Below are 11,764 nucleotides of genomic sequence, written 5' to 3' on the forward strand. Positions count from 1 at the left end.
GGGAGGAAGCCCTTCTGACGGACCGTCCGGAGTGGCTAGTTTTGACGGCGTGAAGATCGGTGTGAACGTCCCCAACTTCGGCCCCGGCACCGACCCGGGCCTGCTGCGCGACTGGGCCCGGACGGTGGAGGAGCTGGGCTTCGACCTGCTGATGGTCTCGGACCACGTGGCCATCACCCCCGATGTCGCCGAGCGCTACCCCGCGCCCTTCTACGAGCCGTTCACCACCCTGTCGTGGCTGGCCGGGCTGACCGGCCGGGTGCGGCTGGGCACCACGGTGCTGATCGCCCCGTACCGTCACCCGCTGCTGACCGCCCGGATGGCCGCGAACCTGGACGAGCTGAGCGGCGGGCGGCTGGTGCTGGGTGTGGGAGTGGGGTGGGCCCGCGAGGAGTTCGCCGCGCTGGGCGTCCCGTTCGAGCGGCGCGGGCGGCTGACCGACGAGCTGCTGCGGGACCTGCGGACCGCCTGGGCGGACACCGCCGCGTACGGGGAGCGGCGGATCCCGGTGTGGATCGGCGGCAACAGCGACGCCGGCATCCGGCGGGCGGTGCGGTACGGCGACGCCTGGCACCCGATGCGGCTCACCCTGCCGTGGCTGCGGGACGCCGCGGGGCGGCTGGCCGAAGAGGCGGCCGGGCAGGGGCGGGCGCGGCCGGCCCTGGCACCCCGGATCAAGCTGCGGATCACCGAGCGACGGAACGAGGACCCGGAGCGGCTGGCCGGAGTGGGGTCGGCCGAGCAGGTGCTCGGCGATCTGGACGCGTTGAGGGCGCTCGGCTGCGAGTCCGTGCTCCTCGACACCTACGGCGGCGACCCGGCCGAGGTCCGGGAGCCGGAGACCGCCTGGCGCGCGCTGGCCGTGGTGGCCGCCGCCTCCTCCGCATGGAAGGACCTCTCGTGACGACCCCTCAGGACCTGCGGCTGCTGCGCCGCGCCATCGCCCTGGCCGACGAGGCCGGGGCGGCCGGGAACCCGCCGTTCGGCTCGCTGCTGGCCTCGGACGGGGGTGTGGTGCTGGCGGAGGACCGGAACACCACGCTGACCGACCGGGACATCACCGCGCACCCGGAGTTGAAGCTGGCCCGGTGGGCGGCACGGGAGTTGACCCCGGAGGTGGCGGCCGGGACGACGATGTACACCAGCTGCGAGCCGTGCGGGATGTGCGCGGCGGCGATCCGGGTGGCGGGGCTGCGGCGGGTGGTCTTCGCCCTGTCGGGCGAGCAGCTGCGCACCATCCGCCCCGACAGCGGCCGACCGCCCGTCCCGCAGGACGGGCCCGCGCTGTGGGAGGAGGTCCGGGCGGCGGTGGCGCCGTACTACCGCAGTTGACCGCTCGCGAGGGGTGACGCCGCCGCGCTACCGCAGGCCGCGCGGCGGCCGGTAACTCGTCTTGCGTCTCCGGGACTTCGGCGGGGGATCGCCCCCGATCAGTGCGCGGAGGACCAATGGGCCGATGGGGGGTGTCGAGATGCTGAAGGGTGGTGGGGCCGCGCGCCGGTAGTACCGCGCCGGCGTAGCGGCCCCCACCGGCTACTCGCCGCGCTCCCGGAAGACGCGGGGCGGCATCGGCACGGCGGGCTCGCGGAGGGCGCCGTCGACCTGGTCGTAGCGGAAGAAGCGGGCCGTCTCGGTGGAGACGCCGGCCTGCTCGCCGATCTCGTACCAGAAGGCGCCGGCGGCGTAGGCGGTGCGGGCGGCGAGGCGCAGTTCGGTGTCGAGGGTGGTGAGTTGCTCCTTGACCCGGACCTTGCGGGCCGCCACGGCGGCCACTTCGGCGAGGGCGGCTTCGCGGAGTGCGCGGTCGCGCTGCTGACGGGGATTCAACTGGCCCTCTCTTCGGTGTTCGAGACTGTTTCGAGGCAGGACGGATCGGTCTCCCACTCACAGCCGCCGCCCACCGGTCGCAGGTAGGCGGCCCTGCCGAGGGTGTCCCGGTACTCCCCCACCCGGCCTGACCTGGTGTCGGTCACCAGTTCGCCGACGCGGGGGCGGAGGGCCGGATTGCTGCTCTTGGTCACGGGGCGACTCCTCTGTGTGCTCGTTCGGCCTCCACGATGGCGGGCGGGTCGGTACGCTCGGAAGGATTTCAACTGGACAGTGGGGGCTGTTGATGAATCAGCGTGAACTCGACGGGGCGGCCTCGCCGTTGGCGGCGTTCGGGATGCAGCTGCGGCGCAGCCGGAAGACGAAGGGGTTGTCGCAGGCGGAGCTGGGGCGACTGCTGAGCTGTTCGGACTCGTACGTGTCGTACATCGAGCGGGCAGAGCGGCAGCCGCCGCCATGGTTCGCGCCGAAGGCGGATGCGGTGTTGGAGACGGGCGGGACGCTGGAGTTGATGTGGTGGCAGCTGCAGCACTCGATGCTGATCGAGGGCTTCCCGGAGTACGCACGGGAGGAGGCGATGGCCAAGGAGATCCGGGTCTTCGAACTCGGTGTCATCCCCGGGCTACTGCAGACCGAGGAGTACGCAAGGGCCCACGAAGTCGAGCCAGTACGGGCAGGCGACGTCACCCAGCAACAGGCCGACGAACGAGTCGCCTTCTTCCTAGCACGGCAGGCAATTCTGGACCGCCCCGCCGCACCACTCGTCTACGCCGTGCTGGATGAAGGTTGCCTGCGCCGATGGATGGGCGGCCCAGCGGTCATGGCACGCCAACTGGCTCACCTCGAACAGCTGGCGACCCGGCCGAACGTTATCCTCCAGATCGCCCCAAGTCACATGGCCGACCGATGCCTGTTCCACTCCGCGTTGTGGCTTCTTACCATGGGCGACCGATCCCTGCTGGGCTATACCGAAACCTTCCAACGCGGTTACCTCGAACGGGACTCGGCCAAGGTGGCAACCTGGGAGCGCCACTATGCTCGACTCCAGGTTGACGCCCTGTCACGGGACGCCTCAACAAGGCTGATTCGCGACGTACGGAAGGAACTGGAACATGCCTGTTGACCTGAGAAACGCCGCTTGGCGCAAGAGCTCCCATAGTGGCCAGGGCGGCGCATGCATCGAGGTCGCCGACCACATCCCCGGACTTGTGCCCGTCCGTGACTCCAAGGACCCCGACGGGCCCGCTCTCCTCTTCCCCTCCACCTCCTTCGCTGCCTTCGTCCGCGCCGTTAAAACCGGCGAACTCAACTGACCCGGAGGCCGAATATGTCCCTTGAGCTGAGTAGTGCTGCCTGGCGTAAGAGCACCCACAGTGGTGGTGGTGGCGCGTGCATCGAGGTGGCCGACGACTTCCCCGGGCTCGTACCCGTCCGGGACTCCAAGGACCCCGAGGGGCCCGCCCTCCTCTTCCCCGCCGGCTCGTTCGCCGCCTTCGTCAGGGCCGTCAAGACCGGCGAGTTCGGCACGGCCTGAGCCGGGCCTCATACCCCGGTACTACGAGCAAGACCCCACCCCGGTACGACCCGGTCGGCCGGGGTGGGCGCCTAGGGTGGCCAGGGTGAAGATCCAGGTGCCTCCTCCGGTGAACGGTGCCGCCCAGTGGGCCGGCGATCAGCTCGGTGATCTCGGGCGGGCGTTGATGACGCCTGCCGAGGGGCACGTGCCGCTGCTCGCGGGGGCGCAGCGGGGGTGGGTGCGGGCCTTGCCGTACCTGCTGGCGGTGGCGGCGGCGATCACGCTGCTGTCGACCGGCACGGTGGTGCTGGCGCAGGACTACGGGCTGCCGACGGCGGTGGCCGGGGCGTTGGCGCTGGCGCAGTCGGTGCCGTTGGTGGTGGCGGTGACCAGGCCGCTGGCCGCGTGGTGGGTGATGTCCTCGGGGGTGGTGCTCGGGGCCCTGACGACGGCGTGGACGCCGGCCGGGGCCGGGCCGTGGCCGTGGCCGGTGCCGACGTTGATCGGGTACGTGTTCCTGATGGCGGCGCTGGCGCTGCGCGAGCGCGGGCGGACGCTGCTGGCGGTGTGGCTGGTGACCCTGGCGGCGAGCGTGGTGGCCGCCGATCTGAACCAGCCGCGGGCCGGGCAGACCGCGATCATCACGGTGGCCGTCTCCGGTGCGGTGCTGCTGCTGGGCTGGACGGTCCGGGGCCGGGGCGAGGCGCAGCGGAAGCTGGCGGAGCAGGAGCGGATCAGCGAGGCGGAGCGCGAGCGGAGCACCCTGCTGGAGGAACGGGCCCGGATCGCCCGGGAGTTGCACGACGTGGTGGCCCACCACATGTCGGTGATCACGGTGCAGGCGGACTCGGCGCCGTACCGGATCGAGGGCCTGCCGCCGCAGGCCGTCGAGGAGTTCGGGACGATCGCGGCGGCGGCGCGCGGGTCGCTGGCGGAGATGCGTCGGCTGCTCGGGGTGCTGCGCAGCGACGGCAGTGCGCCGGACCGGGCGCCGCAGCCGGGGGTGGAGCAGCTGGAGCGGCTGGTGGAGACGGTCCGTCAGGCCGGTGTCCGGGCCTCCCTGCGCAGCGAGGAGGTCGGCGAACTCCCGCAGGGGGTCAGCCTGTCGGCGTACCGGATCGTGCAGGAGGCACTGGCCAACGTGGTGCGGCACGCACCCGGCGCGGTGGCCGAGGTGGTGCTCGCGGCCGAGGGCCGCACCCTGCTGGTGACGGTGGAGAACGGCCCGGGCGGGACCCCGGGAGTGGAGAGCGGCGAGGGCACCGGGCACGGGCTGGTGGGGATGCGGGAGCGGGTGCGGCTACTGTCGGGCAGGTTGGAGACCGGTCCGACCGCCGCCGGCGGCTTCCGGGTCTTCGCCGAACTGCCCGTCACCAGCACCGGAGAGAGCCCCCGATGACCATCCGCGTAATCATCGTCGACGACCAGGCGATGGTCCGGGCCGGCTTCGCCGCGCTGCTCAACGCGCAGAGCGACATCGACGTGGTCGGCGACGCCGCCGACGGGAAGCAGGCCCTGGAGGTCAGCGGACGGACCCATCCGGACGTGGTGCTGATGGACGTCCGGATGCCCGAGATGGACGGGCTGGAGGCGGCCCGGCGGCTGCTCGACCCGCCGCCGGGGGTGACGCACCGTCCGAAGGTGCTGATGCTGACCACCTTCGACGTGGACGACTACGTCTACGAGGCGCTGCGCGCCGGGGCGTCCGGCTTCCTGCTCAAGGACGCGCCGCCGGCCGACCTGATCGCCGCCGTCCGGGTGGTGGCGGCCGGGGAGGCGCTGCTGGCGCCCTCGGTGACGCGCCGTCTGATCGAGGACTTCGCCCGGAACAGGCCCGCCCCGCGCCGGGACCGCGGACTCCGGCTGAACGGGCTGACCCCGCGCGAGACCGAGGTGCTGGAGCTGATCGCCCGGGGCCTGTCGAACCAGGAGATCGCGGACCGGCTGGTGGTCGCCGAGCAGACCGTGAAGACCCACATCGGCCGCATCCTGGCCAAGCTGGACCTGCGCGACCGGGCCCAGGCGGTGGTGCTCGCCTACGAGTCGGGTCTGGTGACGCCGGGTCAGTAGGGCCTCAGCCCGGTCAATAGCGCCTCAGTTCGTCGAGGTGTTCGCGCGCCCAGTCGCAGGCGACGTCCATCGGGCCGAGCAGCGAGCGTCCGAACTCGGTGAGGGCGTACTCGACCCGGGGCGGATTCTCCTGGTAGGCGGTGCGGTCGATCCAGCCGTCGCGCTCCATTGCCCGCAGCGTCTCGGTCAGCACCTTCGAGGTCACGCCCTTCAGCGGCACCTTCAACTCGCCGAACCGGCGCGGCCCTTCGGCCAGGCAGCGGAGCACCATGCCGCTCCACTTGTCGCCGACCCGGATGGGCATCCGATGGCTGCAGTCCGGGTCGAACATGTCGGCGTCCAGGGGCGTGGTCATACCCCGACCATAGAACCGGTTCCGTTGAAGTAACCGGGGGCCCTCCTCGTACGGTCGTCCCGCATCGAGCCCGGACGGTCCGGGCGAGGGAGGGTGACGTGAAGCGGATCGTGGTCTTCGGAGCGGGCGGGCGCGTGGGCCGGGCGGCGGTGGCCGAGGCGGTGCGGCGCGGGCACGCCGTCACGGCGGTGGTCCGGGAGCCGGAGAAGTACCCGGAGCTGGGCGGCCCGGAGGCGGTCACGGTGGTGCGCGGGGACGCCACCGACGCGGAGTCGGTGGCGGCGGTCGCGGCGGGGCACGACGCGGCGGTGAACGCCTCGGTGCGGCTGGACCTGCCGGCCGAGGAGTACTTCACGGCGGCCGCCCGGGCCCTGGTGGACGGGCTGCGGCGGGCCGGGGTGGGGCGGCTGCTGACGCTGGGGATCGCGACCACCCTGGAGGTCTCACCGGGGGTGCGGGTGATGGACGATCCGCAGTTCCCGGAGCAGTACCGGGTGTTCTCGCAGGGGCACGTGGCGGAGTTCGAGCTGCTGACCGCCACGGCGGACGGGCTGGACTGGCTGATGGTGGTCCCGCCGATGGAGCTGGACGCGGCGGCCGGGGCCACCGGCAGCTACCGGAGCGCGGTCGGCGCGGTGATCGGCACCGGGCGGATCCCGCACGCCGATCTGGCGGTCGCGCTGCTGGACGAGATCGAGGTGCCGAAGCACCACCGGGTGCAGCTGGCGGTCTCGCACTGACCGCACCCCACCCCGGACCGCCACGCCACCCGCGGATCCGCAGACCCGAGCCCGCCCCGGACCACCGTCCGGGGCGGGCTCCGTCGTACCCGGGCGCTCCGGGGTCGCCTCGGCGGAACCGGGCGGGTGGGCACCAGACGAGCGAGCACGCGGGCGAGGTGAGCACGGGCGGAGCCGAGCAGGCAGGCACGCAAGCGACGTGAGCACAGGCGGAGCCGAGCAGGCAGGCACGCAAGCGACGTGAGCACAGGCGGAGCCGAGCAGGCAGGCACGCAGGCGGAGTCACACCCCGGCCCGGCTCCGGGGCCCCGTGTGCACGTCACCGCCGCTTCCGCCCCGGCTGCGACCGCCGGGCGGGCCCGGCCCGGGGCCTCCGTCCCCGGCAGGAGCACCGCCCCCGTCGTCCCCGTAGTACCCCGGTATGACGGCCGGGTTGGCGCTGCGGGGTGACGCCCCGTCAGGCGTCCGCTTCCTACCTTCCTCCTCGTCGAAAGCGGCACGAGGGAGAGGCGGAGCGAGATGAAGGCGCGATGGCGGCGGGCACTGGCCGGGGGGCTGCTGGCGGTGCTGGCGGTCGGCGGGGCCGGCGGCTGGGCGGCGGCGGACGGGCAGAGCGCGGTCACCGGGCCGCCGCCCGGGACGGCCGCCTGGGTGGCGGACACCACCCTCGGCCTGCGGCTGCCGGAGCCGGGGCGGGCCACGGCCGGCGAGGTGGCGGAGTTCTTCGCCGGGCTGCCGCAGGCGCAGCAGCGGGCGCTGGCGGTGCGTCACCCGCTGGTGGTGGGGAACCTGGACGGGGCCCCGTACCGGCTGCGCTACCTGGCCAACTCCCTGGCGCTCCAGGAGGAGCGGCGGCACGAGCTGGCCCGGGCCGCCGACGGCACGCTGCCGGAGCGGGACCGGAAGTCCGCCGCCGCCCGGGCCGCGCGGTACGCGGAGCTCGGCGGCGGGCAGCGGCAGATCCTGGCCTTCGACCCGCGTGGACGGGGCCAGTACGCCGAGGTCTTCGGCGAGTTGGGGCGGGCCGAGCGGACGGCCGTGGTGGTACCGGGGTCCGACATCGACCTGATGACCGGCGACCGGGCCTCCGCGCACTACGGCACCCCGGGCGGCGCGGCCGAGGCGCTGCGGTCCGCCTCCGGGGAGCGGCTCGCGGTGGTGGCCTGGACGGGCTACACCACCCCGGTCAAGGTCGGCCTGGACGCGGCGACTTCGGAGCTGGCGGAGGCCGGCGCGGTCCGGCTGTCGGCCTTCCTGGCCGGGCTGACCCCGGTGACCGGGCCGGTCACCCTGGTCTGCCACAGCTACGGCACCGCCGTCTGCGGGCTGGCCGACCCCCGGCCCGAGCAGGTGCGGGGCGTGGTGGCGCTCGGCTCCCCCGGGATGGACGTGGCCGGGGCGGACGCCCTGCGGGTGCCGCTCTGGGTGGTCAAGCGCAACGCCGAGGACTGGATCGCCAAGGTCCCGAACGTCTCGCTGTTCGGCCTCGGCCACGGCGCCGACCCGGACGAACCGGCTTACGGCGCACGGCTGGTGAGCTCCACCGGCTCGCACGGCCACAGCGGCTACCTGGTGCCCGGCACCGCCTCGCTGGCCAACACCACCGCCATCGCGCTGGGCGAGGACGCCCGGATCGAGTGCGCCGCCGACGGCCCGGCCTGCACCTCCCCCGCCACCCGCTGACCCTCCCTCAGGAAGGACCTCCCCCGTGAACGCCCTCGCCCGACTCCGCCGCAGCGCCGCCGCCGTGGACGCCAAGACCCCCGCCACCCGGGACCGCGCCCTGGACGGCCTGCGCGCCGTCGCACTGCTCGCCGTTCCGTTCGGCCACTGGATGCTCGGCGGCTTCACCACCTCGCCGGACGGCGTGCTGCACAACGAGAGCCCGCTCTCCTCGCTGGGCTTCTTCGCCCCGCTCAGCTGGGTGCTGCAGATGCTCGGCGTGTTCTTCCTGGTCGGCGGCTACTCCTCGGCCAGGTCACTGACCCGGGCCGCGGAGCGCGGGGCCTCCACCACCGAGTGGTTCCGGCAGCGGGCGGTGCGGCTGCTGCGGCCGGTGCTCGGGGTGGCGGCGGTCTGGGCCCTGCTGGTGCCGCTGCTCGGCGCGCTCGGGGTGCCGGCCGGGACGGTGCGGACCGGCACCGTGCTGGTGGTGCAGCCGCTCTGGTACATCGGCATCTACCTGGCGCTCACCGCGCTGACCCCGCTCTGCGTCCGGGTCGGCCGCCGCCTCGGCGGCTGGGCCGCCGCCCCGCTGCTGGCCGCCGTGGCCGTGGTGGACGTGCTGCGGTACGGGCCGTGGGCGGAGTCGGTGCCGTCCTGGCTCGCGCTGGTCAACCTGCTGCCCGGCTGGCTGTTCGGCTACCAGCTCGGCGTCTCCTGGGCGCAGGGGCGGATCCACCGGGCGGGCGCCTGGCTGCTGGCGCTGGGCGGCGCCGCCCTGTTCACCGTGCTGCTCACCGTCTTCCACTACCCGGCCAGCATGGTCGGCGTCCCGGGCGCGGCCCGGACCAACTCGCACCCGCCGTCGCTGCTGGTGCTGGCACTGGCCTCGGTGCAGTGCGGCGCCGCGATGCTGCTGCGCGAGCGGATCGGGCGGGCGCTGCGCCGGCCGCTGCTCTGGCTGCCGGTGGTGGCGGTCAACCTCTCGGCGATGACCATCTTCTGCTGGCACCAGAGCGCGATGTTCTCGGTCGGCGCGCTGGCCTCGGCCCTCGACACCGCCGTCCCCGGCCTGACCGCCGCCCCCGACTCGCTCGGCTGGGTGCTCGCCCGCCTCGCCTGGCTGCCGGTCTTCGCCCTGGTGCTCACCGCCATCGCCCGGTACGCCCGCCGCTTCGACGCCCGCTGGCGGCTGCCCCGGGCCTGGAAGGCCGCCGTCGCCACGGCCGCCACCCTGTTCGCCGTGCACGCCCTCGGTGCCCTGTGAGCGACACGCGGAGGAGCGTCGGCCACACGCCGTACGCTGAGCGGATGGTGACGTTCGATCAGTTCCTGGAGATGGGGCTCGCGCTGCCGGAGGCGGGCGAGCAGGTGACCTGGGAGACCAGGGTGACGCTCCGGGTCGGGGGGAAGATCTTCGCGATGGGGACGCCGGGCACCGGGGAGGTGACGGTGAAGGCCTCGAAGGCGGACCAGGCGGAGCTGCTGGCGGCGGAGCCCGAGGTGTTCTCCTCGGCGCCGTACGTGGGGCGGCACGGGTGGGTGCTGGTGCGGCTGGCCGGGGTGGACGGCGGGGAGCTGGCGGAGCTGATGGCGGAGGCCTGGCGGAGCGTCGCGCCCAAGCGGCTGGTGAAGGACTTCGACGCGAGCGGGGGAACCGGCGCAACCCTGTGAGCCATCACACAGTTTGGCCGGGCACGGTGTCCGTTCCGAACACCTACGCTGGCTGGGAACAGCCGGCGGTGGTACCACCACGAGCCCCAGGATGGTGACCAGTTGCCGCAGCGCACCGAGCGTGAGCGCACCCCCCGCGAGGTGCAGCGCAGGCGCCGTCTGAAGCGCGTCGCGATGGGGCTGTTCGCCACCGTCGCGGTACTGGCGGACACCGGCGCGGCGGCGGCCCAGGCGGCGGCCGGCAGCGAGCAGATCACCATCACCACGCCCCCGGCCGGCAGCGACCGCTGGGTGGCGGACCGTTCGCTGGGCCGGGTGCTGCCGGATCCGGCGAGTGCCGCCCCGCGCGACGTGGCCGCCTTCTTCGCCTCGCTCGGCGGGCCGGCCGTCGACCGGCTGGTCGCCGAGTACCCGCTGGTGGTCGGGAACCTGGACGGCGTCCCGCCCGAGCTGCGCTACCGGGCCAACCGGATCGCGGTCGCCGCCGAGCGCGACCGGGCCCGCGCCCGGGCCGCCGACGAGTCGCTGACCAAGGCCGCCCGCGCGCTGGCCGAGGCCCGGGCGAACGACAGCGAGCACCTGCTTGCCGAGGGCCGGCAGATCCTGGCCTTCGACCCGCGCGGCCGGGGCCTGGTCAGCGAGGTCTACGGGGACCTGGCGGCGGCCGGCCGGGTCTCGGTGGTGGTGCCCGGCTCGGAGGCCGACCTCGGCCACTTCGACCAGGCGGCCGACCCGCTGCGCTCGGCCGCCGGGATGGGGCGGGCGCTGTACGAGGAGGAGCGGCTGCGCTCCCCCGGCACCCGGACGGCGGTGATCGCCTGGACGGGGTACGTCACCCCGGTCGGCCTGGGCCCGGACGCCGTCACCTCCCGGCTGGCCGAGGCAGCCGCGCCCCGGCTGGAGCGGCTGCTGGCCGGCCTCGCGGTGACCGGCCGCACGGAAGCGCCGCCGGCACTGTTCTGCCACTCCTACGGTTCGGTGGTCTGCGGCACGGCCGCACCCGCCATCCACGACGGCACCGACCTGGTGGTCTTCGGCAGCCCCGGGATGGGCGTGCCGGACGCCGCCGCACTCGGCACCGGCGTCCGGGTCTGGGCCACCCGCAACCCCAGCGACTGGATCGGCAACGTGCCCTACCTGGAGGTCGGCGGCCTCGGCCACGGCGCCGACCCCGCCTCGGCCGGCTTCGGCTCGGTGGTGATCTCCTCCGCCGGGGCCTCCGGCCACAACGGCTACCTCTCCCCCGGCACCGCCAGCCTGCGCAACTTCGCCGAGCTGGGCCTCGGCCACTACGACGAGGTCCGCACCGCCACCCGCCGCGACGCGGGCTGACGGCGGACCGGTCGGCGGCGAACGGGCGGCGGACCGGGCCGTGACGGACGGGCGGTGACGGACCCCCGCCGTACGGTGGGGCCATGACGGTGATTCAGGAGGGCCTCTACCACCTGCGCAGCGCGGCCGACGGCCGACTGCTCACGGTGGCGGACGAACGACGGCGCAGCGGCGCCAAGCTGTGCACGGCCGAGCCGGACGGCTCGGCCGGCCAGCTCTGGCGGATCACCGCCGTGCACCCGGGCGGCGGGCTCTACCACCTGGCCAGCGAGGGCAGCGGCCGGCGGCTGGACGTGGCCGGGGCCCGGACCGAGGACGGCGTCCCGGTGCAGCTCTGGACACCGAACGGCTTCGGCGCCCAGGACTGGCTGCTGGAGCGGCACGTGGACGCCCCGGACACCTTCAACCTGGTCGCGCTGATCAGCGGTCGCACCCTGGAGATCGGCCCGGACGGCGCCGCCCGCCAGTGGGAGGACCGCGACGATCCCGCCCAGTGGTGGCACCTGGACCCGGCCTGACGCCCCGTCCGAGACTCCGGGCAGCCCCGGGAGGCCAGCCCCCGCGACGGAGCACCTGTGGTGCGACTCC

The 11,764-nt window shown here is 74.2% G+C and carries 16 protein-coding genes; 13 read left to right on the forward strand and 3 right to left on the reverse strand.

Annotation, left to right across the window (positions count from 1 at the left end; genetic code table 11):
- Positions 1-49: 49 nt before the first annotated feature.
- Both ACIRBX_RS12930 and ACIRBX_RS12935 read left to right on the forward strand, forming a co-directional pair.
- A complete protein-coding gene (locus ACIRBX_RS12930; protein ID WP_402296063.1) occupies positions 50-904 on the forward strand; it encodes a TIGR03619 family F420-dependent LLM class oxidoreductase in 855 nt (284 codons plus the stop codon).
- On the forward strand, positions 901-1,332 hold the full coding sequence (locus ACIRBX_RS12935; protein WP_402296065.1) for a nucleoside deaminase: 432 nt from the start codon (positions 901-903) through the stop codon (positions 1,330-1,332). Before ACIRBX_RS12930 ends, ACIRBX_RS12935 begins: the two co-directional genes overlap by 4 nt.
- Positions 1,333-1,533: 201 nt before the next feature.
- Here the strand turns inward: ACIRBX_RS12935 and ACIRBX_RS12940 are convergent, their stop codons facing one another.
- Together ACIRBX_RS12940 and ACIRBX_RS12945 are read right to left on the reverse strand one after the other, a co-directional pair.
- The gene (locus ACIRBX_RS12940) at positions 1,534-1,827 is read right to left on the reverse strand and encodes a hypothetical protein (protein WP_402296067.1); all 294 of its coding nucleotides are present in this window, start codon (positions 1,825-1,827) and stop codon (positions 1,534-1,536) included.
- Positions 1,824-2,021: a hypothetical protein gene (locus ACIRBX_RS12945; RefSeq protein WP_402296069.1), complete on the reverse strand. Its 198-nt coding sequence runs from the start codon at positions 2,019-2,021 to the stop codon at positions 1,824-1,826. The genes ACIRBX_RS12940 and ACIRBX_RS12945 overlap by 4 nt, the downstream gene beginning before the upstream one ends.
- 92 nt (positions 2,022-2,113) lie before the next feature.
- Between ACIRBX_RS12945 and ACIRBX_RS12950 the strand changes: the two genes are divergently transcribed.
- The 5 genes from ACIRBX_RS12950 (at position 2,114) to ACIRBX_RS12970 (ending at position 5,413) form a co-directional block, all read left to right on the forward strand.
- The gene (locus ACIRBX_RS12950) at positions 2,114-2,950 is read left to right on the forward strand and encodes a helix-turn-helix domain-containing protein (protein WP_402296071.1); all 837 of its coding nucleotides are present in this window, start codon (positions 2,114-2,116) and stop codon (positions 2,948-2,950) included.
- Positions 2,940-3,140: a DUF397 domain-containing protein gene (locus tag ACIRBX_RS12955; RefSeq protein ID WP_402296073.1), complete on the forward strand. Its 201-nt coding sequence runs from the start codon at positions 2,940-2,942 to the stop codon at positions 3,138-3,140. The genes ACIRBX_RS12950 and ACIRBX_RS12955 overlap by 11 nt, the downstream gene beginning before the upstream one ends.
- 14 nt (positions 3,141-3,154) lie before the next feature.
- Positions 3,155-3,361: a DUF397 domain-containing protein gene (locus ACIRBX_RS12960; protein WP_402296075.1), complete on the forward strand. Its 207-nt coding sequence runs from the start codon at positions 3,155-3,157 to the stop codon at positions 3,359-3,361.
- A 91-nt stretch (positions 3,362-3,452) separates the two neighbouring features.
- Entirely contained in the window at positions 3,453-4,742 is a 1,290-nt protein-coding gene (locus ACIRBX_RS12965) for a histidine kinase (protein ID WP_402296474.1), read from the forward strand.
- Positions 4,739-5,413: a response regulator gene (locus ACIRBX_RS12970; RefSeq protein WP_402296077.1), complete on the forward strand. Its 675-nt coding sequence runs from the start codon at positions 4,739-4,741 to the stop codon at positions 5,411-5,413. The genes ACIRBX_RS12965 and ACIRBX_RS12970 overlap by 4 nt, the downstream gene beginning before the upstream one ends.
- 13 nt (positions 5,414-5,426) lie before the next feature.
- Here ACIRBX_RS12970 and ACIRBX_RS12975 read toward each other — a convergent pair whose 3' ends face one another.
- Positions 5,427-5,768, reverse strand: a complete 342-nt coding sequence (locus tag ACIRBX_RS12975; RefSeq protein ID WP_402296079.1) for a winged helix-turn-helix transcriptional regulator — start codon at positions 5,766-5,768, stop codon at positions 5,427-5,429.
- A gap of 98 nt (positions 5,769-5,866) precedes the next feature.
- Between ACIRBX_RS12975 and ACIRBX_RS12980 the strand changes: the two genes are divergently transcribed.
- The 6 genes from ACIRBX_RS12980 to ACIRBX_RS13005 all read left to right on the forward strand — a co-directional run bounded on the left by ACIRBX_RS12980 (position 5,867) and on the right by ACIRBX_RS13005 (position 11,694).
- Positions 5,867-6,508, forward strand: a complete 642-nt coding sequence (locus tag ACIRBX_RS12980) for an NAD(P)-dependent oxidoreductase (protein WP_402296080.1) — start codon at positions 5,867-5,869, stop codon at positions 6,506-6,508.
- A 519-nt stretch (positions 6,509-7,027) separates the two neighbouring features.
- Positions 7,028-8,191, forward strand: coding sequence for an alpha/beta hydrolase (locus ACIRBX_RS12985; RefSeq protein ID WP_402296082.1), 1,164 nt, complete (start codon positions 7,028-7,030; stop codon positions 8,189-8,191).
- A gap of 25 nt (positions 8,192-8,216) precedes the next feature.
- Positions 8,217-9,437, forward strand: coding sequence for an acyltransferase (locus ACIRBX_RS12990; RefSeq protein ID WP_402296083.1), 1,221 nt, complete (start codon positions 8,217-8,219; stop codon positions 9,435-9,437).
- Between the two features lie 44 nt (positions 9,438-9,481).
- Positions 9,482-9,844 (forward strand): MmcQ/YjbR family DNA-binding protein, encoded by a 363-nt coding sequence (locus ACIRBX_RS12995; RefSeq protein WP_402296084.1) that lies wholly within the window; start codon positions 9,482-9,484, stop codon positions 9,842-9,844.
- Positions 9,845-9,946: 102 nt separating this feature from the next.
- Positions 9,947-11,176, forward strand: coding sequence for an alpha/beta hydrolase (locus tag ACIRBX_RS13000; protein ID WP_402296085.1), 1,230 nt, complete (start codon positions 9,947-9,949; stop codon positions 11,174-11,176).
- Positions 11,177-11,259: 83 nt separating this feature from the next.
- Complete coding sequence (locus tag ACIRBX_RS13005) at positions 11,260-11,694, forward strand: RICIN domain-containing protein (protein WP_402296087.1); 435 nt, start codon at positions 11,260-11,262, stop codon at positions 11,692-11,694.
- Positions 11,695-11,764: the final 70 nt, after the last annotated feature.

Source organism: Kitasatospora sp. NPDC096147, assembly GCF_044763225.1.
GTDB lineage: Bacteria > Actinomycetota > Actinomycetes > Streptomycetales > Streptomycetaceae > Kitasatospora.